General features: G+C 60.7%; 19 protein-coding genes. 14 read left to right on the top strand and 5 right to left on the bottom strand.

The window, feature by feature from the left end; all coding sequences use genetic code 11:
- Positions 1 to 55: 55 nt before the first annotated feature.
- Both yqeB and yqeC read right to left on the bottom strand, forming a co-directional pair.
- Entirely contained in the window at positions 56 to 1,648 is a 1,593-nt protein-coding gene (yqeB, locus tag LG31_RS0104190) for a selenium-dependent molybdenum cofactor biosynthesis protein YqeB (protein WP_033113249.1), read from the bottom strand.
- A gap of 39 nt (positions 1,649 to 1,687) precedes the next feature.
- Positions 1,688 to 2,524: a selenium cofactor biosynthesis protein YqeC gene (yqeC, locus tag LG31_RS0104185; RefSeq protein WP_033113248.1), complete on the bottom strand. Its 837-nt coding sequence runs from the start codon at positions 2,522 to 2,524 to the stop codon at positions 1,688 to 1,690.
- On the opposite strand from yqeC, the gene mocA reads away from it, so the two are divergent.
- Positions 2,523 to 3,188, top strand: coding sequence for a molybdenum cofactor cytidylyltransferase (gene mocA / locus LG31_RS0104180; protein ID WP_338010662.1), 666 nt, complete (start codon positions 2,523 to 2,525; stop codon positions 3,186 to 3,188). The two genes, yqeC and mocA, sit on opposite strands and share 2 nt — an antisense overlap.
- Before the next feature lie 109 nt (positions 3,189 to 3,297).
- Here the strand turns inward: mocA and LG31_RS0104175 are convergent, their stop codons facing one another.
- A complete protein-coding gene (locus LG31_RS0104175) occupies positions 3,298 to 3,525 on the bottom strand; it encodes a hypothetical protein (protein WP_152598294.1) in 228 nt (75 codons plus the stop codon).
- 136 nt (positions 3,526 to 3,661) lie between these two features.
- On the opposite strand from LG31_RS0104175, the gene ygfK reads away from it, so the two are divergent.
- The 10 genes from ygfK (at position 3,662) to xdhC (ending at position 20,553) form a co-directional block, all read left to right on the top strand.
- Complete coding sequence (gene ygfK / locus LG31_RS0104170) at positions 3,662 to 6,772, top strand: putative selenate reductase subunit YgfK (RefSeq protein WP_033113246.1); 3,111 nt, start codon at positions 3,662 to 3,664, stop codon at positions 6,770 to 6,772.
- Between the two features lie 30 nt (positions 6,773 to 6,802).
- Positions 6,803 to 8,131: a putative aminohydrolase SsnA gene (gene ssnA / locus LG31_RS0104165; protein WP_033113245.1), complete on the top strand. Its 1,329-nt coding sequence runs from the start codon at positions 6,803 to 6,805 to the stop codon at positions 8,129 to 8,131.
- Between the two features lie 80 nt (positions 8,132 to 8,211).
- The gene (gene ygfM / locus LG31_RS0104160; protein ID WP_033113244.1) at positions 8,212 to 8,988 is read left to right on the top strand and encodes a molybdopterin-dependent oxidoreductase FAD-binding subunit; all 777 of its coding nucleotides are present in this window, start codon (positions 8,212 to 8,214) and stop codon (positions 8,986 to 8,988) included.
- On the top strand, positions 8,985 to 11,882 hold the full coding sequence (locus tag LG31_RS0104155) for a molybdopterin-dependent oxidoreductase Mo/Fe-S-binding subunit (RefSeq protein WP_202962996.1): 2,898 nt from the start codon (positions 8,985 to 8,987) through the stop codon (positions 11,880 to 11,882). The genes ygfM and LG31_RS0104155 overlap by 4 nt, the downstream gene beginning before the upstream one ends.
- 95 nt (positions 11,883 to 11,977) lie before the next feature.
- Positions 11,978 to 13,501, top strand: coding sequence for a nucleobase:cation symporter-2 family protein (locus LG31_RS0104150; RefSeq protein WP_033113243.1), 1,524 nt, complete (start codon positions 11,978 to 11,980; stop codon positions 13,499 to 13,501).
- Between the two features lie 52 nt (positions 13,502 to 13,553).
- Positions 13,554 to 14,870 carry a guanine deaminase gene (gene guaD / locus LG31_RS0104145; RefSeq protein ID WP_033113242.1) on the top strand — a complete coding sequence of 439 codons (1,317 nt, stop codon included), beginning with the start codon at positions 13,554 to 13,556 and terminating at the stop codon, positions 14,868 to 14,870.
- Positions 14,871 to 15,249: 379 nt separating this feature from the next.
- Positions 15,250 to 16,551, top strand: coding sequence for an NCS2 family permease (locus tag LG31_RS0104140; protein ID WP_238567474.1), 1,302 nt, complete (start codon positions 15,250 to 15,252; stop codon positions 16,549 to 16,551).
- A 330-nt stretch (positions 16,552 to 16,881) separates the two neighbouring features.
- A complete protein-coding gene (xdhA, locus tag LG31_RS0104135; protein ID WP_033113241.1) occupies positions 16,882 to 19,200 on the top strand; it encodes a xanthine dehydrogenase molybdenum-binding subunit XdhA in 2,319 nt (772 codons plus the stop codon).
- Entirely contained in the window at positions 19,193 to 20,071 is an 879-nt protein-coding gene (xdhB, locus tag LG31_RS0104130; protein ID WP_033113240.1) for a xanthine dehydrogenase FAD-binding subunit XdhB, read from the top strand. The genes xdhA and xdhB overlap by 8 nt, the downstream gene beginning before the upstream one ends.
- A complete protein-coding gene (xdhC, locus tag LG31_RS0104125) occupies positions 20,068 to 20,553 on the top strand; it encodes a xanthine dehydrogenase iron sulfur-binding subunit XdhC (RefSeq protein ID WP_033113239.1) in 486 nt (161 codons plus the stop codon). The genes xdhB and xdhC overlap by 4 nt, the downstream gene beginning before the upstream one ends.
- A 114-nt stretch (positions 20,554 to 20,667) precedes the next feature.
- Here the strand turns inward: xdhC and LG31_RS0104120 are convergent, their stop codons facing one another.
- Positions 20,668 to 21,207, bottom strand: a complete 540-nt coding sequence (locus tag LG31_RS0104120) for a glycine zipper 2TM domain-containing protein (RefSeq protein WP_033113238.1) — start codon at positions 21,205 to 21,207, stop codon at positions 20,668 to 20,670.
- Between the two features lie 482 nt (positions 21,208 to 21,689).
- Here LG31_RS0104120 and LG31_RS0104110 point away from each other — a divergent pair, with 482 nt between their 5' ends.
- Together LG31_RS0104110 and LG31_RS0104105 are read left to right on the top strand one after the other, a co-directional pair.
- Entirely contained in the window at positions 21,690 to 21,878 is a 189-nt protein-coding gene (locus LG31_RS0104110; RefSeq protein WP_033113236.1) for a hypothetical protein, read from the top strand.
- Between the two features lie 242 nt (positions 21,879 to 22,120).
- Positions 22,121 to 23,743, top strand: coding sequence for an acyl-CoA synthetase (locus LG31_RS0104105; RefSeq protein ID WP_033113235.1), 1,623 nt, complete (start codon positions 22,121 to 22,123; stop codon positions 23,741 to 23,743).
- A 98-nt stretch (positions 23,744 to 23,841) separates the two neighbouring features.
- Here the strand turns inward: LG31_RS0104105 and LG31_RS0104100 are convergent, their stop codons facing one another.
- Positions 23,842 to 25,131, bottom strand: coding sequence for a sensor domain-containing diguanylate cyclase (locus tag LG31_RS0104100; RefSeq protein ID WP_033113234.1), 1,290 nt, complete (start codon positions 25,129 to 25,131; stop codon positions 23,842 to 23,844).
- Positions 25,132 to 25,483: 352 nt separating this feature from the next.
- On the opposite strand from LG31_RS0104100, the gene LG31_RS0104095 reads away from it, so the two are divergent.
- Positions 25,484 to 26,024 (top strand): P-loop NTPase fold protein (locus tag LG31_RS0104095; RefSeq protein WP_033113288.1); only part of this gene is annotated, 541 nt, incomplete at its 3' end.

The raw sequence follows: 26,024 nt of genomic DNA, 5'->3' as shown, positions 1-26,024 counted from the left end.
AACGAAATAAAAAGGGCCCGCCATCATGGCGGGCCCTTTGTGTTGGCACACAGCCTTATCTACGCTGGGCCAGATGCATCATGGCCTCCAGCACGGCGCCGCCGATGGCGCGGGCCTTGTCGGATACCGTAGTGGCGTCGGCCCGCTCGCCTCTGGGGTCGATGTCACCGATCTTGAAGCCGACAGTGACCTCGATACCATCGCTGAGCAGACCTCGCACCATGCCGGAGAGCGGCGCGATAATGGGGGTGTCACCTACATGGGCGATCACATCTCCCTCCTGCACCAGATCACCGAGCTTGATAATGCTCTTCATCACCCCGGCGACAGGGGCGCGCACCACCCGGCGGGCGGAGTGTCCCTCGATCACCCCGGGAATGCCGGTATTGGGCTGGGCGGGGCCCTGATAGATGACTCGCCCCAGATGGTGGCCACGGTTGGTCTCAATGACCGCATCGCAGTCGCGCCCCGCCTCAAACCCCGGGCCAAGGGCCACCGTAATGGGGGCCATCTCCTTGTGGGTGCCGAGATTCTGCTTGGCGAGGATGGCATCCACCAGATAGCGGGGCTTGAGCTCGGCGAGGGTGGCACAGTCGGGGTCAACCAGTAGCGGAATGACGCCCCGATCCAGCTGCTCGAACGCCTGCTCGACGCACTCGACCCGCTTGGCTCGTACTCCTTCGACGCTTGTTTCACCGTCGAACATCCCCTGGGCGAAGGCGACAGTGCGGCGGATCACCGTGGGCTTGTCGAGATCCAGCATCACCACCTTGAAGCCGGCATTGTGCAGGCGCAGCGCCACCCCGGTGGCGATATCGCCGGAGCCACGCATCACCACCAGCTGATCCCGCTTGAGGCGCACATCATCCTGCATCAGCCCACCCGCTTTGCCGTTTTTCACCTGCAGCAGCTCGGCGAGGATACTGATGGCGATCTCCTCGGGGGTTTCGGCACCTATGTTGTAACCGATGGGGGCGTGCAGCTGCTGCAGTTGATCCTGGCTAACCCCTTGCTGGCGCAGCGCCTGGGTGAAGGTCTGCACCTTGCGCTTGCTGGCGAGCAGCCCCAGATAGGCGAGGGGACGGCTGATGAGCCGATCCAGCGCCTCCTTGTCCTGATGGTTGGTGGCGATGATGACGAAGTTGGCGGGCTCGATGGCCAGTTTATCGATCACCGCGCTGATGGTATCGGCCTGCACCAGATGGGTACCGGCGGGGAAGAGGTCAGGGTTGAGGCTCCCCACGAAGCAATCCCCTACATGGACATCAAAGCCGAGCGGCGCCGCAGCATGGGCCACAGCCCGGTTGACGTGGCCGGCACCAATGAGCACCAGCCGTGGTCGCAGACCATAGACATCGATATAGACCGACATGGCACCACCGCAATCCGACCCGACCGCATGCTCACCGTTGCGTGCCATCCGGCCGTGGAAGATACGGGGCTTGCGTTCGGCAATGGCGGCCATCGCTTCCTCGATCACCAGCCGCTCGATCATGCCGCCGCCGATGGTACCGAGGATCTGGCCATCGGCCATCACCAGCATCTGGGCCTGATGGCGCGGGGTGGAGCCCCGGCTCTCGATGATCTGGGCCATGGCAAACGGCGTGTTCTCCTGTTCCAGTCGGGCTGCGTGTGCAAACAGATTCATAAGGTACCTCTTTTCATCCTTAAAACGTCAGGGGTGAGGCTAAAGCGCCTCCCCGTGCGGAGCTGTGCAGATCAGGTGACGGATGGGAGGGGATTCGCGCACGGCCCCCTGCCAGATGGCGTGGATCTCGGGGTGGCGGCTCTGCAGCTTTATCAATTCCGCCAGCCACGACGCCTCATTTTGATAATCGCCATTGATAAACCAGATCCGGCGCGCCCCGGGCGGGGTGCCCTTGAACACCCCCTCGGGGTGGGAGAGCAGCCTGTCAAACAGCGCCCAATCCAGTGGCTCACCCGCCGCAATCCCGCACAGGGCCTGCAATTCAGCCCAGCGGTGGATCTGCGCCGGTTCGGCATTGGCTCCCACCATGGCGCCGCCCAGCAGGGCGATCACCCAGTCACTCTGGTGTGGAATGCAAGGTTCGTGCAAAGCGGGCACTTTCAATAACTTGTGATGGGCGCCATCCGCTTCGACCAGGATGAGATCGAAGCGCTGCTGTCCTTTGAGCAGGTCGATTTGGCGCAGATCCGGCCCTGCAACCTTGCCGGTGCGCTCGTCGAGATGGCTGAACAGGGCAACCAGGGTCGGGCCATCCGGCAGGGCCTGACAGCGGGTAAGTTGACGAACGGGATCCGTCTCGATAATCAATTCCCGATAGTGTGACGGGGCTGGCAGAAACATCCGGGTGGTGGTGGTAATTAGCACCCTTTTACCCTGCTTATAAAAATATTCCGCTAGCCAGAACAGGGTGCTGGTTTTTCCGCCGGCACCACAAAGGCTAATTAGCGTGGTATGGTTGTCACTATTTTCAAGCAGTGGATTTAAAAGCGAACCAATATCCGGAAACGCGTGAATAACAGAGTGTGGCAAGAACATGGCAATGACCGAAATAAATAGCGAGGTGAATGAAAAGGTGCAGGCTCGGGGGCGTGAACAGTGTGACTGTATAATTACCGCAGCAGGTTTGTCATCCCGCATGGGGGCATGGAAAATGATGCTACCTTATGGCTCGGGGACAATTCTTGATGCAAGTCTCAAAAATGCCCTGGCCTTCTGCTCCCGGATTATTTTGGTCGTGGGTCATCGCGGGGCCGAACTCGCTGCCTGTTATGGGAATCGCCCCGACATTCTCATCGTCCATAACCCTGACTATGAGTTGGGGCTGGGCAGTTCCATCCGCTGCGCTCTGGCGGCCAGCAATGCTGACTACCTCTTTATCAGCCACGGGGATCTGCCCTGTATCCCGTGCGAGGTCTATCAGCAGTTGTGGCAGGCGCGGGGAGAGCTCGCCCTGTTCCCGAGCTTTGAGGGGGAGGCGGGCCACCCGGTCTTGCTGCCAAAATCCCTCGCAAGGGCGCTGGCTGATGCGCCGGCACAGGGTTCGGTGCGCCGCTGGTTGCTGCAACGCCCACACCGAAGCATACCGGTCGAGAGTCCTGCCATCCTCTTTGATATCGATACCCCCGAGCGATATCAGGCGCTGATCCGCGGCGAGCTGGAGCTGTGTTCTGCCGACGAGTTTACGACCGAGCAGGGCTGAGTCGTATCGTTGGGACCCACCTCCCTCTGCATACAATGGCAGCCAGCGGGGCGGTAACGCCGAGTCATCCCGCAGCCTTTGGACAAACCGAAATAGCGACGACTGCCTTTTATATGGCAGTGACTTTTAAGCCAGCCCCGGCCATATTGGCCGGGGTTTGCTTGCGATAATGCTGGATGATTTTTACCCTATCAAAGTGATATTTATCGCTGCCGATTTGATACTTTTCATTTTTCTCTGGCATTGCCTTGAATAAAATTTCAAGTGAGTGAGAACCACTCTCATTAATCATAATGGCGACATGCCAAACCGCCTTCATTAATTCGAGCCATCTCACGCTTTTACCCTAAAAAATAGTTTTGCCGATGGAGTGGCCTGATAGTTGCTCCTCTCCTTGCCAAGGGGTAATGCCCGTGCGGGATACCCCATTTATTCATGCTGCCAATGCGCAGAACAGCTGCAAGGAGATAGCCATGGGCGATATTATGCGACCCGTTCCCTTCAAGAACCTTCTGACCCGTATTTTTGCGGAATATAAAGAGAGTCAGAGCATTTTCGGTATTCCCGCCGCACAATTTTATCGCAAGCAGGACGAGCGCAAGATCAAGGTGTTCGGTGAAACCTGTGAGACCCCCATTGGCCCGGCAGCCGGCCCCCATACCCAGTTGGCCCAGAACATCGTCACCTCCTGGCTGACTGGCGGGCGCTTTATCGAGCTCAAGACGGTGCAGATCCTGGACCGTCTCGAACTGGAAAAGCCCTGCATCGATGCCGAGGATGAGTGCTTCAACACCGAGTGGTCTACCGAGTTCACCCTGCCCAAGGCGTTTGACGAGTATCTGAAGGCCTGGTTTGCCCTCTACCTGCTGGAGGAGGTGTTCGACCCGCGCCTCGACGGAGAGGCCAAGTCCTTCATCTTCAACATGAGCGTGGGTTACAACCTCGATGGCATCAAACAGCCACCGATGCAGCAGTTCATCCACAGCCTGATGGATGCCAGCAGCAATCCGAAATTTGCCGAGTACAAGCAGGTGGTACGTGACCTCGTGGCCGACGAGCAGTTTATCGCCGAGCTGGGAATGGGGGCGCGCCGCGATCGCCTGCAACAGCTGGTAGATCGTATCCCGGCCAATCTGGTGCACGGCGTTACCCTCTCTACCATGCATGGCTGCCCGCCCAACGAGATTGAGGCCATCTGCCGCTACATGCTGGAAGAGAAGAGGCTCAACACCTTCGTCAAGCTGAACCCGACTCTGCTGGGCTACCCGCGGGTGCGCGAGATCCTCGATACCTGCGGCTTTGATTACATTGGTCTGAGCGAAGAGTCGTTCGATCACGACCTCAAGCTGGATCAGGCCAAGGCGATGCTGACCCGCTTGATGGCGCTGGGGGCCGAGAAGGGGCTCACCTTCGGGGTCAAGCTGACCAATACCCTTGGCACCATCAACCGCAAAGGGGCGCTGCCGGGGGATGAGATGTATATGTCCGGCCGGGCGCTGTTCCCCCTCTCCATCAACGTGGCCGCCGTGCTGTCTCGCGCCTTCGATGGCAAGCTGCCTATCTCCTACTCCGGTGGTGCCAGCAAGTTCAACATCGCCGAGATCTTCGAGACCGGTATTCGTCCCATCACCATGGCCACCGACCTGCTCAAACCGGGTGGCTACCTGCGCCAGATTGAGTGCCTCAAAGAGATAGATGCGTCGGACAGCTGGGGCATGAGTCAGGTGGATGTGGCTAAGCTGGAAGCGCTTGCCGCCAAGGCGCTCACCATGGATTACACCCAGAAGGAGTGGAAGTCCGAGGATCGCATCGAAGTGGGGGGTGGCCTTCCGCTGACCGACTGCTACGTGGCGCCCTGTGTCACTGCCTGCGCCGTGCATCAGGATATCCCCGAGTACATTCGTCTGATGGGCGAGGGGGAGTATGTGGCAGCCCTTGAGCTGATTTATCAGCGCAACGCCTTGCCTGCCATCACCAGCCACATCTGCGATCACCAGTGCCAGTACAACTGTACCCGCCTCGACTACGACAGCGCGCTCAATATCCGCGAACTGAAAAAAGTGGCGCTGGAGCGCGGCTGGGAAGGGTACAAGGCGCGCTGGCACAAACCGGCAGGCAGCGGTGACAAGCATCCGGTCGCGGTCATTGGCGCCGGCCCGGCCGGTCTCTCCGCCGGTTACTTCCTGGCCCGTGCCGGCCACCCGGTCACCGTGTTCGAGCGCGAAGCGGATGCCGGTGGCGTGGTCAAGCACATCATCCCCGAGTTCCGCATTCCGGCCGAACTGATCCAGCACGATATCGACTTTGTTGCCGCCCACGGGGTCAAGTTCGAGTTTGGCTGCGATCCGGCGCTCACCGTCGACAAGCTGCATGCCCGGGGCTTTAGCTATGTCTTCGTCGGCATCGGCGCCGACAAGAATGGCGGCATGCGCCTCGAGGGGGGACACGAGCGGATTTACAAATCCTTCCACTTCCTGCGCAGCTTCAATCAGGGCAAACCGCTGCCGCTGGGCCGCCATGTGGCGGTGATCGGTGCCGGCAACACCGCCATGGACTGTGCCCGCGCCGCCCTCAAGGTGCCGGGTGTCAGCGATGTGACCGTTATCTACCGCCGCAGCGAAAAAGAGATGCCCGCCTATCGCGAGGAGTATCTGGAAGCGGTGGAGGATGGGGTGCGTTTTTGCTTCCTCACCAATCCGGAGCGCTTTGACAAAGATGGCAAGCTCACCGTGCGGATGATGGCGCTGGGGGATCCTGACGAGCAGGGCCGCCGCCGTCCGGTGCCCACCGAGCAGACCGAAGTGATGCAGATGGATGCCCTGATCACCGCCATCGGCGAGCAGCCTGATTGCGAAGTATTGAAAGCGATGGGCATTCCCCTTGGCAGCGATGGCTGGCCCGAGGTGGATGGCCAGACCGGCGAAACCAGCCGTCGCAACGTCTTCCTCATCGGTGACGTGCAGAGCGGCCCGTCCTCCATTGTCGGCGCCATTGGTGGTGCCCGCCGCGCCGCGGATCTGGTGCTCTCTCGCGAGCATATCGCCAGCCAGCAGAGTGAAGTGACCATCCAGCCATCGGGCAAGGATGAGATCTATCGCCGCAAGGGGAGCATCGCCGTCACCATGGTTGACAAAAACGAGCGCGATGCCTTCGTGGCGCAAGAGGCGCACCGCTGCCTCGAGTGCAACTACCTCTGCAGCAAGTGCGTGGATGTCTGCCCCAACCGGGCCAACGTCGCCATCGCGGTGCCGGGCTTCAAGGATCAGTTCCAGACATTGCACCTGGATGCCTACTGCAACGAGTGCGGCAACTGCGCCCAGTTCTGCCCGTGGCAGGGCAAGCCCTATCAGGACAAGGTCACCATCTTCAGCCTGCCCGAGGACTTCGACAACAGCCGCAACCCCGGTTTCTATCTGGCGGATGGCGGTGAGCTGCGGGTGCGTCAGGATGGCGAGACCTATCGCCTGACCATCGACGCCCAGAGCCGGATCAAGGATGCGCCAGCGGCTCTCGGCGACATGTGCCGCATCATCAGCCATGTCCATGCTCATCACCACTACCTGCTGGGGGCCGTCGAGGCCTGAGCGAACCACGAATAAGCGAAGGAGCAAACCATGTTTATTCTGAAAAACGTCACCGCCGTCCAGCTGGAGCCGACCCGGGTGCTGGAAGGGGTGGATATCGCCATCGAAGGCACCCTTATCAAAGCGGTGGGGCCCAATCTGCGGGCCCTCTACCCGGAGGCCAACTATCGGGAGATGGGCGGCAAGCTGGTGATGCCGGGCATCGTCTGTGCTCATAACCACTTCTACTCCGGCCTGTCGCGGGGGATCATGGCCAATATCGCCCCTTGCCCGGACTTTATCTCCACCCTGAAAAACCTCTGGTGGCGGCTCGATCGGGCGCTCGATGAAGAGTCCCTCTACTACAGCGGTCTCATCTGCTCGCTGGAAGCGATCAAGAGCGGCTGCAGTGCGGTGATCGACCACCACGCCTCGCCCAACTTCATCAAGGGCTCGCTGAATGTATTGCGCAAAGGGTTTATGGAGGCGGGCCTGCGTGGCATGACCTGTTTCGAGACCACGGATCGCAACGGTGGCCTCGCCGAACTGCAGGCCGGGGTGGAGGAGAACATCCTGTTTGCGCAGGCCATTGACGCCGCCAAGGCCAAGGGCAGCGAACCCTATCTGGTGGAAGCCCATATCGGTGCCCACGCCCCCTTCACCGTACCTGACGAAGGGCTGGCCATGCTGCGCGAAGCGGTGCAGGTCACCGGTCGCGGGCTGCATATCCATGTGGCGGAAGACCGCTACGACATGGCCCACGGCCACCACCACTATGGCAAGGAGCCCATCGCCCGGCTGGACGAGTTTGGCCTTATCGACAGCAAGACTCTGATCGCCCACGGCATCTACCTGAGCCCGGCTGACATCGAACTGCTCAACAGCCGCGATGCCTTCCTGGTGCACAACGCCCGCTCCAACATGAACAACCACGTGGGCTACAACATGCACCTGCCGGAGTATCGCAATCTGGCGCTCGGTACCGATGGTATCGGCTCCGACATGCTCGAAGAGCTCAAGTTCGCCTACTTCAAGCACAAGGATGCCGGCGGAGCGCTCTGGCCTGACAGCTTTGCCCGGTTCCTCTGGAACGGCAACACCCTGCTGGAGCGCAACTTCGGCGCCAAATTTGGCCGCCTGGAGCCGGGTTACAAGGCCGACCTCACACTCTTCGACTACGACGCACCGACCCCGCTGGCGCCGCGCAACCTCGGCGGCCATCTCGCCTTCGGTATGGGCTCATCCTCGGTCAACAGCGTGATGGTCGAGGGGCGCATGGTCTATCAGGATCGCGAGTTCGCCTTTGACGTCGAGCCCATTTATCAGCAGGCCAGCAAGGTGGCGAGCCGCCTGTGGCAACGGATGGATCAGCTGGCCTAAGGCCCCCCTCCGCACGTTTGGATTGGATTGCCCGCCCTGTGGATTTGCCCGGCGGCGGGCAGCAAGAGTAAGGACGACACATGATTGAGCAATTCTTCCGACCCGAGCAACTGGGTCAGGCTTTGGAACTCAAGGCCCGCTTTGGCAACGACGCCGTCTACATGGGGGGCGGCAGCAAGCTCAACGCAGCCCCGACCCGCACCGACAAGAAGGTCGCCATCTCGCTGGACAAGCTCGGACTTGGCCAGATTGAGCAGCAGCACGGTCAACTCCACATCGGCGCCACTGTTACCCTGCAAGCCCTCAAAGATGACCCCCGTACCCCGGCCGCCCTGTGCGAGGCGCTGGGGTTTGTCTACTCCCGCCATCTGCGCAATCAGGCCACCATTGGCGGCGAAATTGCCTGCCAGCAGCAGGACTCCCCGCTGCTGCCGGTACTGCTGGTCCTCGAAGCCGTGGTAGTGCTGGAGAGCAACCAGCTGGAACCCATCGATACCTATCTGGCGGGCCAGCGCAAGGAGCTGGTGTTGGGGGTGGTGCTGCCGGAGCCTGAACTGCGCTGCGCGACTCGCCGCATCAGCCGCAACGCCGATGGCCTGGCGGTGATGACTGCCGCCGTGGCCCTCGACAGCATTGGCGAGATGCGGGTGGCCGTGGCTGGCGTTACGCCGCAGCCGATGCGTCTGCGGGATCTGGAGCGCCGCGATCTGCACGATGCCGCGCTGGAGGCGGCCGTGAGCGAGCTGGTTGCACCGCGCAAGGATCTCGGCGGCAGCGTGACCTACAAGCGCTATATCAGCGGGGTAGTGGTGGCGGATCTGCTGGTCGAGTGCCAGCAGCAGGAGGTACAGGCATGATGGAACTCAACTTCACACTGAACGGTGCCCTGCGCACCGTTATCATCCCAGCTGGCGAGAATGCCCAGCGGGTGCTGTTCAACCAGTGCCGGATGCACTCGGTGCGCAACAGTGACGATGGCTTTGGCTTTGCCGGCTCCGACGCCATTCTCTTCAACGGCAAGGTGATCAACGCCTCCCTGCTGATCGCCGCCCAGCTGGATGGTTCAGAGGTGCGCACCGCCGAGTCGCTGGGCAGCTGGAACCAGCTCAGTCTGGTGCAGCAGGCCATGGTGGACGTGGGCGTGGTGCAGTCGGGCTACAACGATCCGGCTGCGGCGCTCATCGTCACCGACCTGCTTGATCGCCATCCCGAACCCACCCGTGATCAAATCGATGACGCGCTCTCGGGTCTCTTTCACCGCGATGGCGGCTACCAGCAGTTCTATCAGGCCATCGAGCTTGCCAGTTCACGGATGAAGGATCCCGATTATCTGTGCCAGATTGCCCCCGAGTTCCGTGACGATCTGCGCCATATCGGCAAGAGCTGCCCCAAGGTTGACGCCGCCAAGATGGTACAGGCCAAGCCCTGTTACGTGGAGGATCGGGTCACCGAGGATGCGCTGGTCATCAAGATGCTGCGAAGCCCCCATCCCCATGCGGTGATCACCAAACTTGATGTGAGCCGCGCCGAAGCCATGCCGGGGGTGGTGCATGTCATCACCCACCTCAACTGCCCGGATATCTACTACACCCCGGGTGGCCAGAGCGCCCCCGAGCCGTCACCGCTCGATCGCCGCATGTTTGGCCGCAAGCTGCGTCACGTAGGTGACCGGGTGGCCGCCGTGGTGGCCGAGAGCGAAGCCATCGCATTGGTCGCGCTCAAACTCATCGAGGTCGAGTATCAGGTGTTGCCGGCGGTCATGAGCATTGACGAGGCGATGGCCCCCAATGCACCGCTGGTGCACGACGAGCCCATCGTCTACATGGCCGGTGCACCGGCGGATCTCGAGCAGCAGAACGCCTGCTCGGTGCGTCGCGGTGACGAGCACATGATCATCAACTTCCCCATCGGTTCCCGCCCGCACGAGAACCTGGCCGCCAGCGTCCATGGCCAGATCGGCGACGTGGCCAAAGGCTTTGCCGAGGCGGACGAGATTGTCGAGCGCACCTACGAATCGACCCAGGCCCAGCAGTGCCCGACCGAGCCGCACATCTGCTTCACCTACATGGATGGCGATCGTCTGGTTATTCACGCATCCACTCAGGTGCCGTGGCACGTGCGCCGTCAGGTGGCGCGCATCGTCGGCATGAAGCAGCACCAGGTGCATGTGATCAAGGAGCGGGTAGGGGGCGGCTTTGGCTCCAAGCAGGATATCCTGCTGGAAGAGGTGTGCGCCTGGGCGACCAAGGTCACCGGTCGTCCGGTCACCTTCCGCTACACCCGTGAAGAGGAGTTCATCAGCAACACCTCCCGCCACGTGGCCAAGGTGAAGGTGAAAGTGGGGGCCAAGAAAGATGGCACCATTACCGCCATCGAGATGGATTTTCGCGCCAACACCGGCCCTTACGGCAACCACTCATTGACGGTGCCGAGCAACGGCCCGGCGCTCTCTTTGCCGCTCTATCCGTGCGACAACGTGCGCTTTACCGTCAACACCTACTACAGCAACATCTGTCCGACCGGCGCCTATCAGGGTTATGGCGCGCCCAAGGGCAACTTCGCGCTGACCATGGCCATTGCGGAACTTGCCGAGAAACTGGGCATCGATCAGCTCGACATGGTGGAGCACAACCGGGTGCATGAAGGGGACATCCTCAAGGTGCTGGGCGCCATCGGCGAGGGTAAGATGCCCACCTCGGTACCCCACGCCGCCAGTTGCGCCCTCGAGCCCATCCTCAAACAGGGTCGCGAGCTGATTGCTTGGGATAGCCCCAAACCCGCTGACGGGGATTGGCGCATCGGTCGTGGCGTCGCCATCATCATGCAAAAATCGGGGATCCCGGATATCGATCAGGCCAACTGCATGGTCAAGCTGGAATCGGACGGCACCTTTATCGTCCACTCCGGTGGCGCCGATATCGGCACCGGCCTTGATACCGTGGTGGCCAAGCTGACTGCCGAGGTGCTGCACTGCCCGCTCGGGGATGTTCACGTCATCTCCGGTGACACCGACCACGCTCTGTTCGACAAGGGGGCTTACGCTTCGTCAGGTACCTGCTTCTCCGGCAACGCGGCCAAGAAGGCGGCCGAGAACCTCAAGGAGAAGATCCTGTTCCATGGTGCCGCCATGCTGGGCGAGCCGGTAACAGATGTTGAGCTGGCGTTCCCGGGCGTGGTGCGCGGCAAGCTGGGGGAGGTGACCCTCGCCAAGCTGGCCCACAAGGCCGAGACCGGTACCGGCTTCGGTATCCTCGTGGGCACCGCCAGCTACATCACCTCTGAGCTTGCCTTCCCGTATGGGGCCAACTTCGCCGAGGTGGCGGTCAACGTCAGAACCGGCGAGATCCGGCTCGACAAGTTCTACGCCCTGCTCGACTGCGGCACCCCCATCAACCCGGAACTGGCGCTCGGCCAGATCTACGGGGCGACCATGCGGGCCATCGGCCACTCATTGACCGAGGAGATCTGCTACGACGGTAAGGGCATCCCGCTCACCCGGGATCTGAAGAGCTATGGCGCGCCCAAGATTGGCGACATTCCGCGCGACTTCCGGGCCTTCCTGGTACCGAGTGACGACAAGGTCGGCCCTTACGGCGCCAAGTCCATCTCGGAGATCGGGGTCAACGGCGCGGCGCCTGCCATCGCTACCGCCATCCACGACGCCTGTGGTGTCTGGTTGCGCAAGTGGCACTTCACGCCGGAGCAGATCCTGCGCGAGCTGGGCAAGCTGGAGCAACACGTGTCGGCATAACAAAAGAAAAGGTGAGGGGCGGGCGCAAGCTCGTCCCCAGCGCCTGACGGCGGAATGAGTACTCCGCCTACATTCTGTGTGATGGGACAAACACGATGTCTAAAACAACACGCAAGCACTCGGATCTTATTTACGAGCTGGAAGACAAACCCCCGTTTTATCAAACCCTGATGGGCGCAGTGACCCATCTGCTGGCGATTTTTGTCCCCATGGTGACCCCGGCGCTGATCGTCGGCGGCGCCCTGGGTCTATCCACCGAGATTACCGCCTATCTGGTCTCCATGGCGATGATCGCCTCCGGTATCGGCACCTGGTTGCAGGTGAACCGTTATGGCCCCATCGGTTCGGGGCTGCTCTCCATCCAGTCGGTCAACTTCTCCTTCGTCACCGTGATGATCGCACTCGGCGGCGCCATGAAAAAAGATGGCATCCATGAGGAGCTGATCGTCTCGACCCTGCTCGGGGTCTCATTTGTCGGTGCCTTTCTGGTGATGGGCTCCTCCTTTGTGCTGCCCTACCTCAAGCGGGTGATCACCCCGACCGTGAGCGGGGTAGTGGTGCTGATGATTGGTCTGAGCCTTATCAAGGTAGGGATCATCGACTTTGGCGGCGGCTTCTCCGCCATGAGCAGCGGCACCTTTGGCAAATACGAGCACATCGGGCTGGGGCTTTTGGTGCTCTGCGTCATCGTCGCCTTCAACTGCAGTCGAAGCCCGCTGCTGCGGATGAGCGGCATTGCCATCGGCCTGATGGTGGGTTATGGGGTGGCCCTGATGCTTGGCATGGTGGATTTCTCCGCCCTTGAGAACCTGCCGCTTATTACGGTACCGATCCCGTTCAAATACGGTTTTTCCTTCGATTTTCACGCCTTTATGCTGGCAGGCACCATCTATCTGTTGAGCGTGCTGGAGGCGGTGGGGGACATCACCGCCACCGCCATGGTCTCCAACCGGGATATTCAGGGCCCCGAGTTTCAAAAGCGGCTCTCCGGCGGCGTGCTGGCTGATGGGTTGGTCTCGGTGATCGCCTCGGCCCTCGGTTCTTTGCCGCTCACCACCTTTGCCCAGAACAACGGGGTGATCCAGATGACCGGGGTGGCCTCACGCCATGTGGGCAAGTTCATTGCCGTCATTCTGGTGCTGCTGGGGCTCTTCCCGGTGGTGGGGCGCTTCTTTACCACCATACCGTCGCCTGTGATGGGGGGCGCCATGGTCATCATGTTCTCCATGATCGCCATCGCCGGTGGTCGCATCATCATCAGCCACGGCTTCGATCGGCGGGAGACCCTGATCGTCGCCACCTCCCTGGGCCTTGGGCTTGGTGTCTCCTATGACCCGAACGTCTTCAAGGTGCTGCCGGCGGGTATCTACATGCTGGTGGAGAACCCCATCTGTGCCGGTGGCATCACCGCCATCATCATGAATCTGGTTTTGCCGCAAAGCCGCAAACGCAAGGCGGCCGTCAGGGATGCCGAGGCGGTGGAGGTGATCCAGCTGAGCGACAAGCCGGATGTGATCTTTACCGCCCGCAATGCGGGCCAGCCGTCGGCCAGCAAGGGTGAGGGGTCACCAGAGCCAGTGCCCGGGCAAGCGGTGGCGCCACAAGTGGAACGGATCTGACGGTTAAACCGGCAAAAAACGTCAACAGAACAAGAAAAACAGGGAAACGGTTATGAAAAACGACAACTCTGTCAAAGCGGTACGCGGCAGCTTCTTCGATATTAACCGGGTGGTAGATCAGCCCGAGGAGATTGAGTCCAACGCCCGCCTTATCGAGGATGGCCTGCTGATCATTCGCAACGGTTGCATCGACTGGTTCGGTCAGTGGGAGGAGGGGAAGGATCGCATTCCGGCCGAAGTGCGGGTGCGGGATTACCGCGGCAAGATGATAGTGCCGGGCTTTGTCGACACCCACATTCACTATCCCCAAAGTGAAATGGTGGGGGCCTATGGCGAGCAGCTGCTGGAGTGGCTCAACCGCCACACCTTCCCGGCCGAGCGACGCTACAACGATCTCGAGTATGCCCGCGAGATGTCCACCTTCTTTATCAAGCAACTGCTGCGCAACGGTACTACTACGGCGCTGGTGTTTGGCACCGTTCACCCCGAGTCGGTTGATGCCCTGTTCGAGGCAGCAAGTCGCATCAATATGCGGATGATCGCCGGCAAGGTGATGATGGATCGCAATGCGCCCGACTATCTGCTCGATACCGCCGAAAGCAGCTATGTGCAGAGCAAGCAGCTTATCGAGCGCTGGCATGGTAACGGTCGACTTCTATATGCCATCACACCAAGGTTTGCACCCACCTCGACACCTGAGCAGCTGGCGATGGCGAGGCGGCTGCGCGAAGAGTTTCCCACCACCTATCTGCACACCCATCTGTGCGAGAATAAGGACGAGATCGCCTGGGTAAAATCCCTCTTCCCGGCACACAAGGGTTATCTCGACGTCTATCACCAGCATGGGCTGACCGGCCACAACTGCGTCTTTGCCCACTGCGTCCATCTGGAAGAGCAGGAGTGGGATTGTCTGAAAGAGACCAATTCCACCATCGCGTTTTGTCCCACCTCCAATCTTTATCTCGGCAGCGGCCTCTTCAAGCTGCACAAGGCGTGGCGCAAGCAGGTGAAAGTGGGGATGGGCACCGACATTGGCGCCGGTACCACCTTCAACATGCTGCAAACCCTCAACGAGGCCTACAAGGTGATGCAGTTGCAGGGCGAGCGCCTCTCGGCCTATCAAGCCTTCTATCTGGCCACCCTGGGCGGCGCCCATTCGCTGGGGCTGGATGAGAAGATCGGCAGCTTTGCGGTGGGCAAGGAGGCTGACTTCGTAGTGCTCGATCCGGTCGCCACCCCGCTGCAGCAGCTGCGTTACGACAACTCCACCACCTTGCGCGACAAGCTCTTTGTGCTGCTGACGTTGGGTGATGACAGAGCCATCTACCGTACCTATGTAGATGGTCAGCTGGTCCACGAACGGGGTTAGGGAGAATAAACCGGGCAGGGCAGCAAGATCGCCGCTCTGCCACGAATACGGAAGCTGGCGTGCCCGCCCGGGGCGCCAGCGCCGCGATACATCAGGGCGACCCCCTGATGACCAACCTGAAATGGCCCGGTTTTTTGATCAGCAAGGCAAACGTTTGATTGGTGCTGCCAGCCCTGGTCTCTGAGTTGCACCTCCCGTGTGCAATGGCAGATCCACAGATCCTGTCGCCATTTCGTGATGAAACATTCAGGCGCTTGTGAAGGAGTTGGGTATGACCCAAGCAAACAGCAGGACAAACAGCGTGGAAGGGCTGGCCAGTCAAGACACCGGCAAGACCGCATCACAACAGCAACCGCTCACGGCTCTCGATCGCTATTTCATGATCAGCGAGCGGGGCAGCAACGTTCGCCAGGAGGTGCTGGCGGGGCTCACCACCTTTCTCGCCATGGTCTATTCGGTGATCGTGGTGCCCAGCATGCTCGGCAAGGCGGGCTTTCCCCCCGGCGCCGTGTTTGTGGCCACCTGTCTGGTGGCGGGCTTTGGTTCGCTGCTGATGGGGCTCTGGGCCAAGCTGCCGATGGCCATCGGCTGCGCCATCTCGCTCACCGCCTTTACCGCCTTCAGCCTGGTGCTGGGGCAGCAGATCCCCATCCCGGTGGCGCTCGGCGCCGTCTTTTTGATGGGGGTGCTGTTTACCGCCATCTCGGTGACCGGGGTGCGCAGCTGGATCCTCGACAACCTGCCGATGGGGATCGCCCACGGCACCGGCATCGGCATCGGGCTCTTCCTGCTGCTGATCGCCGCCAACGGGGTGGGGCTGGTGATCAAGAACCCGCTGGAGGGGCTGCCGGTGGCGCTGGGGGCCTTTACCTCCATGCCGGTCATCATGTCCCTCATCGGGCTGGCGGTCATCGTTGGGCTGGAGAAGCTCAAGGTGCCGGGCGGGATCCTGCTGGTGATCATCGCCATCTCCATTTTCGGCCTCATCTTCGATCCGGCGGTCAAGTACCAGGGGCTGTTCGCCATGCCGAGCCTCGCCGACGAGCAGGGCAAGTCCCTCATCTTCAGCCTGGACATCATGGGGGCGCTCTCGCCGCTGGTGCTGCCAAGCGTGCTGGCGCTGGTGATGACGGCGGTGTTTGATGCTACCGGCACCATTCGCGCCGTGGCGGGGCAGGCCAACCTGCTGGACAAGGATGGTCACATCATCAACAGTGGCAAGGCGCTCAGCGCCGACTCCATCAGCAGCATCTTCTCCGGTCTGGTGGGGGCCGCGCCGGCCGCCGTCTACATCGAATCGGCGGCGGGCACAGCGGCAGGCGGCAAGACCGGCCTTACCGCCACCGTGGTAGGGGTCTTGTTCCTGTTGATGTTGTTCCTCTCGCCGCTCTCCTATCTGGTGCCGGCCTATGCCACCGCACCGGCGCTGATGTATGTGGGTCTCCTGATGTTGAGCAACGTCGCCCGGCTCGACTTCGATGACTTCGTCGGGGCCATGTCCGGCCTGCTGTGCGCCGTCTTCATCGTGCTCACCTGCAACATCGTCACCGGCATCATGCTGGGCTTCAGCGCCCTGGTGATCGGCCGTATCTGCTCGAAGGAGTGGCGCAAGCTCAACGTCGGCACCGTCATCATCGCCCTGGCGCTGGTGCTCTTCTACGCTGGCGGCTGGGCCATCTAGTCCGCATCGCGTCCTTCTTTATCGCGGGGCCAGCCTCTCTTGGCCGGCCCCGCCCTTCAAACCGAACTCATACCATTTTGATAACGGGGGCTACCAGATTGATAACGCCGCCCGGCAATGGCGCCGCCGAGTCCTCCATGGGCTGCTGCTGCGGGGTTGACCACGGCCATGACGGAGAGCCTGATGGGCGCCGGATGGGATCTTCTTCACACTTCTTCCCTTTGCTCGCCGCCTTTGCCCCCCGGTTGGCCCACCTTGCCGGAAACGGGCGCATATCTTGCTGTTTTTTATACCGGTTCTGATTTTTTCTGCCTGACAAAGGACTTGCATATGTCCATAGGATTACCGCTCAAGCGGGTGGATGCCGAGGCCAAGGTGACCGGCAGCGCCCGCTATACCGACGACAACATCATGCTCGGCATGCGCCACGCCAAGTACGTGCGAAGCCATATCGCCCACGGCAAGGTGCTCACCATCGACGCCAGCGAGGCGCTGGCCCTGCACGGGGTTGAAGCCGTGTTCACCCACGAGGATGTGCCCACCACCTGTTTTCGCACCGCCGGTCACGCCTGGTCCCTCGATGAGGCCAAACGGGACGTGAAAGACCGGCGTTTGCTCACCGACCATGTGCGCCACTTCGGCGATGGGGTCGCCATCGTGGTGGCGCGCGATCCGCTGGTGGCCGAGAAGGCTGCCGCCCTGGTCAAGGTGACCTACGAGCCGCTGCCGGTGATGACGGATGCGGCCAGCGCCCTGGCCGAGGGGGCCTGCCCCATCCACCCGACCGGCAACCTGCTGCGCCAGAACCAGATCCGGGCGGGAGAGCCGGAACAGGCCATCGCCGCCGCCGACTTGCAGTTCAAGGGGCACTATCAGACGCCGGTGGTGCAGCACTGCCACCTGGAGACGGTGACCTGCTACGCCTACATGGATCAGCCGGACCACATCATCGTCGTCACCAGCACCCAGATCCCCCAGATTGTGCGCAGCCGGGTGGCCAAATCCCTCGGCCTGCCCTGGTCGAGCGTGCGGGTGATCAAGCCCTACATGGGCGGCGGTTTTGGCAACAAGCAGGATGTGCTGGAAGAGCCGATGGCGGCGTTTCTGAGTTATAAGCTCGGCGGCGTGCCGGTCAAGGTGACCTTGAGCCGGGAGGAGTGCTTCTTCGCTTCTCGCACCCGCCACGGCTTTGCCATCGACGGTACCCTCGGCATCAGCCGGGATGGCACCCTCAAGGGCTATCAGCTGGACGTGCTCTCCAACACCGGCGGCTATGCTTCCCACGGCCACTCCATCGCCAGTGCCGGCGCCAACAAGATAAGCTACCTCTATCCGCGCAGCGCCTTTGGCTACGACGCCAAAACCTTCTACAGCAACCTGCCCACCGCCGGTGCCATGCGCGGCTACGGCGCGCCGCAGGTGGTGTTTGCCCTCGAATGCATGCTGGACGATGCCTGCGCCGAGCTGGGTCTGGATCCGCTTGCGGTGCGTATCGCCAACGTGGCCCGCGAGGGGGACGTCAATCAGGTCAACCAGAAAACCATCTACAGCGCCGGCTTGCCCGAGTGTCTGCGTCGGGGTGGCGAGCAGTTCGAGTGGGAGCGGCTCAAGGCAGAATGTCTGGCGCAGGATCCGGCGAGCCGGGTGCGGCGCGGCATCGGGGTGGCCTGTTTCAGTTACGGTTCCAACACCTATCCGGTGGGGGTCGAGATCGCCGGTGCCCGCATGCTGCTCAATCAGGATGGCACCGTCAATCTGCAGATCGGCGCCACCGAGATAGGGCAGGGGTCGGACACCGTCTTTGCCCAGATGGCGGCCCAGACCTTAGGCATTCCGTTTGAGCAGATCCGGGTCATCTCGACCCAGGATACCGACATCACCGCCTACGACCCGGGCTCGTTCGCCTCGCGCCAGAGCTATGTGGCGGCCCCCGCTATCCATCAGGCGGCGCTGCAGTTGCGGGCCCGTATTTTGTCGCTGGCGGCCCAGCTCTGCCATCAGGATGTGGGATCCCTGACCCTGATCGATGGTTATGTGGTGCTGGCCGGTGCGCCGGACAAGGTGCTCATCAGCGTCGCCGAGGTGTCGGTCAACGCCTATTACCACCTCACCATCGGCGGCCAGATCACCTCCGAGGTCTCCCACAAGACCACCACCAACCCGCCGAGCTTTGGCTGCACCTTCGTCGATCTCAGTGTCGACATCGATCTCTGCAAGGTGACCATCAACCGCATCCTCAACCTGCACGATGCGGGCAAGATCCTCAACCCGCAGCTGGCGGAGGGGCAGGTGCACGGCGGCATGGGGATGGGGATCGGCTGGTCCCTGTTCGAGGAGATGATCATCGACGCCAAGACCGGCGTGGTGCGCAACCCCAACCTGCTCGACTACAAGTTCCCCACCATGCTGGATTTGCCCGAGCTCGAATGCGACTTCGTGCAGACCTACGAGCCCCAGTCGGTCTATGGTCACAAATCCCTGGGGGAACCGCCCATCATCTCGCCGGGCCCGGCGATCCGTAACGCCATTCGCATGGCGACCGGGGTCGCCATCAACGAGCTGCCCATCACCCCCAAGACCCTGTTTCGGGAGTTTGTCGTGGCGGGTCTGATTGGCGAGGGAGCAGGGGAGGAGCAACGCCATGTTTGATATTGCCCGTTACTACAAGGCCCACAGTGTGGCCGAGGCGGTTGCCCTGCGCCAGGCCGACCCCGAGGCGCGTCTGTTGGCCGGTGGCACCGATGTGATGATCCAGCTCCATCACCTCAACGCCGCCTATCGCCATATCGTCGATATTCACGACTTGCCCGAGCTCAAAGGGGTGAGCGAGCTGGCCGACGGATCGATCCGTATCGGCTCCGGCACCACCTTTACCGAGCTCATCGAAAACGAACTGGTGCAGCGCCGCCTGCCGATGCTGGCCGAAGCGGCTGCCACCATAGCCGGTCCGCAGATCCGCAACGTCGCCACCTATGGCGGCAACATCTGCAACGGTGCCACCAGTGCCGACTCGGCAGCGCCCACGGTAGCGCTGGAAGCCGAGCTCGAAATTGCGGGGCCAGACGGCACACGCCGCATTCCCATTGCCGGATTTCACACCGGCCCCGGCAAGGTGGCACTGCAACCGGCGGAAATCCTGGTGGCGTTTCACTTTGCCCCGGACTCGCACCCCCATGTGGGCTCCCATTACTTCAAATACGCCATGCGCGACGCCATGGACATCGCCACCATCGGTTGCGCCGCCTACTGCCAGATTGAGGATGGCCACTTCAAAAGTCTGCGGCTGGCCTATGGGGTGGCGGCCCCGACCCCGGTGCGCACCCCGCACGCCGAAGCGGCGGCCGAAGGGCAACCGCTAACTCGCGCCACACTAGCCGCGATTGCCGAGGCGGTGGTGGCCGATGTGGCGCCGCGATCCTCCTGGCGGGCGGAGAAAGAGTTTCGCCTGCACCTTATCAAAACCCTGGCGCAGCGGGTGGTCGCCTGCGCAGTAGAACGTGCCGGAGGCAAGATCCTATGATGCAACCGCAAAGCTGTCCCTCCGTAGAGATCCAGTGCGAGATCAACGGCAAGCCTTACTCCTATGCTGTGCCGCCCACCATGTCGCTGCTCCACTTCCTGCGCGGGCAGGGGCTTATCAGCGTGAAAGAGGGGTGCAGTGTCGGTGAGTGCGGTGCCTGTACCGTGCGGGTGGATGGCACTGCCATCGACAGCTGCCTCTATCTGGCGGTCTGGGCCGATGGCAAATCCATTCGCACCGTGGAGGGGGAGCGCAAAGGCAATGAGCTCTCCGACGTGCAGCAGGCCTTTATCGAGGAGGGGGCGGTGCAGTGCGGTTTTTGCACGCCGGGTCTCGTGATGGCGAGTGCAGCCCTGCTCGACAAGACTGAGCGCCGTCCGCTGACCGATGCGGAGATCCGCCGCGGCCTGTCGGGCAACCTCTGCCGCTGTACCGGCTATCAGAACGTGGTGCGGGCGGTGAAGAGGTGCTGCAAGGGTTGAGAGCAGTTTGCCCCTTCGGTGACGAACGCCGCGTAACCGCGTAACAAGTCATAAAACCAAAGGCCCGTCTCGCAAGAGGCGGGCCTTCTCTCTTTGAGTCGTTAACCGGGTTGATTACCCTTTTTGCGGCTCGATCACCAGTTTGCCATCCTTGACCGGAATGGTGGGGCCGGGAGCCTGTTTCATCCGGATCACCCCCTCCTGGCCGGCGAGTCGGTAGGTCACGTCATAGCCGATGGTGCGGCTACTGCTATCCTGTACCGTCTTGCAGCGCTGCTCGGTAGTGGTATAGGTATCGCCCGCCTGCATATTGCCCTGTACCTGATTGCCGGCGTAGCCACCCGCAACCGCTCCGGCGGCTGTCGCAACCTTCTTGCCGCTGCCACCACCAAACTGGTGGCCGAGTACACCACCCAGCGCGGCGCCAACCACGGTGCCGAGGAGCTTGTTCTCATCCTGTACCGGTTTGCGGTGGGTGAGCGTGACGTTGCGACATTCCTGACGCGGAGTCTGGATGGTCTCTGTGACCGGCTTGCTGGCAATCACCTCGGCAAAGGTGGGGGTCGGTGTAAAGAGCGAGCCACTGGCCGCCGCCGACAGAGCCAGTGCGGAAGCGACGCCAATACCGATACCTGCCATCATGGATCTGTTCATTTTGTTGTTCTCCTGCAATGTCCATTCGAGCTGTTCCAATCTGGCGCCATCTTGTCATAGCCGCTGCTGCGGACAAGGCGAGAGGGATGAGGGTGCGACAGCTGGTGACAAGGTCAAAAAACAGCCACTACAAAAAAGTGTCTGACTTTGGCGACAGCGCCGTAAAAATGACCATTTTGGGGATAATGAGAAGGAAATGAGGGGGTGAACAGCCCATTATGAGTCGCATTTTGCAATGAAAAAATGACGGTTATCTGGCTAGTGGCAAACTGCTTCCGCCCGCGAGGTCAAGTGCAGTGCGTAATCCCCAGGATGCTGCCGCCAACTCATTGATAAACCACTGCAGCCAGATCGTCTTTGTGCCGATAAGAGAATACGGCAAGCCTTTTGCTTGGATTGGGGTAAGGAGAGTGGGGCGTTAGGCACCAAGGGGTCGCGCCAGACAGGAGACCACCTCCGAACCGGAGCAATGAGGGGGAGATATGTCAATGTTACCCGGGTGGATCACCCCGGCCATTCAGGCCAACATCATCACGGTGCAGCAAGCGGAGCGCCTGCTCGCCTCTCTCTATCAGCCACTTTCCGAGCAGGGTGAAGAGTTGCCTGCTGAGCTGGCCGACATCAGTCTCAAACTCTACTGCTTCCGCCAACAGGGGCGGATCCGCCACTGAGCTCTATCCCAAATCAAGAGAGCCTTTCACTCATGGTGAGAGGCTTCTCTGCACTGTCTCGTTCTTCGCCGCCTCGTTGACGCCCTCTCTAAGACGTTTTGCTAATACCTGCCGCCACAGGCTCACTGTTAGGCTGTCATCCCCATAAGAGACCTGCGACGGGCAGGATGCCCATGTCGCTTGTTGAGCCCGGAATGATCCCGGAACAGCCCGTTTTGTGCCACCTGTGAGGAAGGAGTCCGATGACAGAGCAGAACATCTATCAGCGCGATCTGGAAAAAAATCCCGCCAATTACGAGGCGCTGACCCCCATCAGCTTTCTGGGACGGGCGGAGCGGGTCTACCCCGACAATCCGGCGCTGATCCACGGTCCGCTGCGCCAGAGCTGGGGCGAGACCGCCCGCCGTTGTCGCCAGTTTGCCTCGGCCCTGCGGCTTCGCGGTATCGGGGAGGGGGATACCGTCTCCATCGTCGCGCCCAATATCCCGGCGATGTTTGAAGCCCACTTCGGGGTGCCGATGAACGGCGCCGTGCTCAATACCATCAATACCCGGCTTGATGCTGAGTCGATGGCCTTTATCTTCCAGCATGCCCAGAGCAAGGTGGTGCTGGTGGACAGGGAGTTTGGCCCTGTGGTGCGCAAGGCATTGGATCTGCTGGAGAGCCAACCGCTGGTCATCGCAATTGACGATCCCCTCTACCGGGAGGGAGCGCTTATCAGTGATCTCGATTATGAACAGTTCCTTGCGCAAGGGAGTGGCGATGAACCCGGCTGGCAGCCAGAGGATGAGTGGCAGGCCATCTCCCTTAACTACACCTCGGGCACTACCGGCAATCCCAAGGGGGTGGTCTATCACCATCGCGGTGCCCACCTCAACGCCATCAACAATGTGCTCTCCTGGGAGCTACCCAAACATCCCGTCTATCTCTGGACATTGCCGATGTTTCACTGCAACGGCTGGTGCTTCCCCTGGACGCTGGCAGCCACCGCAGGGGTGAGCGTCTGTCTGCGTCATGTGCAGGCGGCCGCCATTTATGAGGCGTTGCACGAGCACAAGGTGAGCCACTTCTGCGCAGCGCCCATCGTGCTCAATATGCTCAACAATGCCGATCCTGCGCTCAAGCAGGGGCTGGATCACCCCATCAAGGTTATGACCGCCGGGGCTGCGCCCCCCGCCACCGTGATCGCTGGCATGGAGGCGATGGGGATAAACGTGACCCACGTCTATGGCCTGACCGAAACCTATGGCCCCTGCGTGTTGTGCGAACCGCAAAGAAGCTGGCAGGGGCAGGATGCCACCACGCTGTCGCGCCTAAAGGCACGGCAGGGTGTCGCATCACCCCTGCAGGGGGAGATGCGGGTGGTCCACCCGGTCACCGGCGAGCCGGTAGCCAAAGATGGCAAGTCCATGGGGGAGATAGTGCTGCGGGGCAACGTGGTGATGAAGGGTTATCTGAAAAATCCTGCGGCCAGCGCCGAGGCTATGGCGGAGGGGTGGTTCCGCAGTGGGGATTTGGCGGTGTGGCACCCGGATGGTTATGTGGAGATCAAGGACAGATCCAAGGACATCATCATCTCCGGCGGGGAGAACATCTCCAGTCTGGAGGTGGAAGATGTGCTCTATCGCCATCCCGATGTGGACGAAGCGGCAGTGATCGCCATGCCCGATGAGAAGTGGGGGGAGGTGCCCTGCGCCTTCGTGAAATTGAAAGAGGGGCGAGAGACCACCCAGGCGGAGCTTATCGCTTTTTGCCGGGAGCAGATGGCTCACTTCAAGGCGCCCAAGCGCATCATTTTCACCCCGCTGCCCAAGACCTCCACCGGCAAGGTGCAAAAGTTTGTGCTGCGCAAGCAGTTGGGATAGACGCCCATGCGCGTGAGTGAAAGCAGCTTGCAATAGGGTGGATAAGCGGTTGGGATAAGTGCAAAAAAGGAGATGGGAATGCCTGACTGGCCAGCCAGCTATCGCGCCTTGCACGCGACGCAGTTGCGGCCGGTCTGTTTGGCCTGATAGAGCATCTGATCGGCGCGGGCGTAGAGGCTCTCCATCAGCTCCCCCTCGCCATTCTCCACCAGTCCGGCACTGATGGTGATGATCAGCTCATCCCCATCGGGCAGGGAGAGCGGGTTTTGCATCACCTGCAGGCGCAGCCGTTCGGCCAGTGATGCGGCGGCCGAGAGGGTGGTGTTGGGCAGTAAAATGGCGAACTCGTCGCCGCCGATACGAGCCAGCACATCTTCGCTGCGCAGCACCGATTGCATCACCCTGCCCAGATGAACCAGCGCCCTGTCCCCCAGGGGATGGCCGAAGCGATCGTTGATGCACTTGAACTGATCCACATCCAGCACCATCAGCACCGAGGTGAGGTGGTGGCGCATGTCCAGACTGAGGTTCTTCTCACACATCTCGAAAAAGAAACGGCGGTTGTAGAGGCCGGTGAGGCCATCGCGCACCGACTGCTGGTGCAACTGCTCCTTGAGCTGGTGCAGTTCGGTGATATCGGAGGAGATACCGATCAGGGTCGGGGTGCCATCCCCCAGCAGAAAGGGCACCTTGACCGACCAGTAGTAGTGCTGATTGCCCTCGATATCGGTCAGCGTCTCTTCTCCGGCTTGCAGTTCTCCCGTTTCGAATACCCGGTTGTCCAGCCGCCACAGCTGGCAGGCGCTAGCGGCCGGGATCACCTCGTCATCGCGCCGGTTGATGATCTGTTCGGCAGGGATGCCAAGTAGCTCGGAGACCTTTTGATTGACGTAAAGAAAGCGGTGCTGGCTGTCTTTCATATAGATATGGGCATCGACATTGGCGAGGATGATCTCCAGCAACTGGTGCTGCTCGGCCAGACGGGCCTCGATCATCTTGTGTTCGGTGATATCGGTTGAGATGCCGCACAGGCCGATCAGGTTGCCATCCCGGTCATACATGGGCTTTTTGACTGTCCAGTAGAAGCGCTTTTCTCCGGTGGTTTTGAGGTAGTTGATCTCCTCCTGCGCGAGGGCGAGCTGCTGCTCCAGCACCAGTTGATCATTGCGCTTAACGGCATCAGAGAACTCGAGATCAAAAAAGGCACGATCATCCTGCCCCTGCAACTCGGCGAGGGTACAGCCAAAGAGATCCAGCACCGCCTGATTGGCATAGGTGTAACGGCCCGCCAAATCTTTGGTAAAAAGGTAGGCGTCAGTCTCGTTAAAGATGGCTTTGAGGTGATCCAGCTCATGCTGCAATCGAATGGAGAAGGGTTCATCCTTCATGGGGTTAACCATCCTTGGTTAATGGAGTCGTTGTATACCGCGCGAATATATGTACCAACTGTTTAAATTAAGCACTGAACAGGCCATATTTCGCGTTTATTTCCGCAGGATCTGCGCGATGTCACACGATTGTCATCGTTGGTGTGGTCAAAGGAAATCAACTGAGTCCGTGGCTGTTCAGATAACTGTCCCACCCATATCGGCCCGGCTTCGTGGGCCAGCAGAGAGAAATTAACCGGCAGTCAAATACGCCAACCTGAGCGGCAGAAAGGGCAACAAACAGGTCTTTAATCAAACTATTTTCACGGTGCCCCTGATATCATCCCTGCAACGTAACATGGGGAGGTTCGAGATGGCAGTGGCACCGTTTAAATGGGATTCAACAATTCAGTGGGACGGGCCGGGGGCCATTGCGGGTAGCGAAGAGAGTTTGAGTGCCGATCGGTTGGATCGTGCCCGCTATGCCGAGTTTCTGACCAACTACCTCGCCGCCGAAGGCAAGCAGCGCAACTATGTGCTTAACCTCAATGCCGAATGGGGGGCGGGGAAAACCTGGTTTATCAAGCGCTGGTATATGGAGCTGAAAGCGCACTATCCCACCGTCTATATCGATGCCTGGCAGCAGGACTTTTCCGATGATCCTTTATTGACGGTTATTTCATCGATTATCGACCAATTAAAAATGATTGCGGGAAAAGAAAATCCGATTCCAGAAGGAATGCGTCAGCGGCTGCTTGGATTATTTAAGGTTGGCGGTAAACTGGCGTTGAAAGCGGCAATCAAAAAAGCTGGATTGGAAGAATATGATTTCTCTCTGGAAGGGGAGGATGCCAATCTGCTGGTTGATGCCTTATGCAGCAATCAGAAAGAGCGATATGAATCCATCCAGTATC

Origin of the sequence: Aeromonas lacus, from assembly GCF_000764665.1 — a bacterium.
In the GTDB taxonomy this organism is placed as follows: Bacteria; Pseudomonadota; Gammaproteobacteria; order Enterobacterales; family Aeromonadaceae; genus Aeromonas; species Aeromonas lacus.
This window is presented reverse-complemented; position numbering and strand designations above follow the sequence as displayed.

Bases quoted from the DNA above. Each gene is read 5' to 3' on its own strand.
- yqeB (WP_033113249.1), bottom strand. From the start codon at position 1,648: ATGAATCTGTTTGCACACGCAGCCCGACTGGAACAGGAGAACACGCCG.
- mocA (WP_338010662.1), top strand. From the start codon at position 2,523: ATGGCAATGACCGAAATAAATAGCGAGGTGAATGAAAAGGTGCAGGCT.
- xdhC (WP_033113239.1), top strand. From the start codon at position 20,068: ATGATGCAACCGCAAAGCTGTCCCTCCGTAGAGATCCAGTGCGAGATC.
- LG31_RS0104150 (WP_033113243.1), top strand. From the start codon at position 11,978: ATGTCTAAAACAACACGCAAGCACTCGGATCTTATTTACGAGCTGGAA.
- LG31_RS0104105 (WP_033113235.1), top strand. From the start codon at position 22,121: ATGACAGAGCAGAACATCTATCAGCGCGATCTGGAAAAAAATCCCGCC.
- LG31_RS0104155 (WP_202962996.1), top strand. From the start codon at position 8,985: ATGATGGAACTCAACTTCACACTGAACGGTGCCCTGCGCACCGTTATC.
- LG31_RS0104100 (WP_033113234.1), bottom strand. From the start codon at position 25,131: ATGAAGGATGAACCCTTCTCCATTCGATTGCAGCATGAGCTGGATCAC.
- ygfK (WP_033113246.1), top strand. From the start codon at position 3,662: ATGGGCGATATTATGCGACCCGTTCCCTTCAAGAACCTTCTGACCCGT.
- LG31_RS0104110 (WP_033113236.1), top strand. From the start codon at position 21,690: ATGTCAATGTTACCCGGGTGGATCACCCCGGCCATTCAGGCCAACATC.
- ygfM (WP_033113244.1), top strand. From the start codon at position 8,212: ATGATTGAGCAATTCTTCCGACCCGAGCAACTGGGTCAGGCTTTGGAA.
- LG31_RS0104140 (WP_238567474.1), top strand. From the start codon at position 15,250: ATGATCAGCGAGCGGGGCAGCAACGTTCGCCAGGAGGTGCTGGCGGGG.
- xdhB (WP_033113240.1), top strand. From the start codon at position 19,193: ATGTTTGATATTGCCCGTTACTACAAGGCCCACAGTGTGGCCGAGGCG.
- yqeC (WP_033113248.1), bottom strand. From the start codon at position 2,524: ATGTTCTTGCCACACTCTGTTATTCACGCGTTTCCGGATATTGGTTCG.
- ssnA (WP_033113245.1), top strand. From the start codon at position 6,803: ATGTTTATTCTGAAAAACGTCACCGCCGTCCAGCTGGAGCCGACCCGG.
- LG31_RS0104120 (WP_033113238.1), bottom strand. From the start codon at position 21,207: ATGAACAGATCCATGATGGCAGGTATCGGTATTGGCGTCGCTTCCGCA.
- xdhA (WP_033113241.1), top strand. From the start codon at position 16,882: ATGTCCATAGGATTACCGCTCAAGCGGGTGGATGCCGAGGCCAAGGTG.
- guaD (WP_033113242.1), top strand. From the start codon at position 13,554: ATGAAAAACGACAACTCTGTCAAAGCGGTACGCGGCAGCTTCTTCGAT.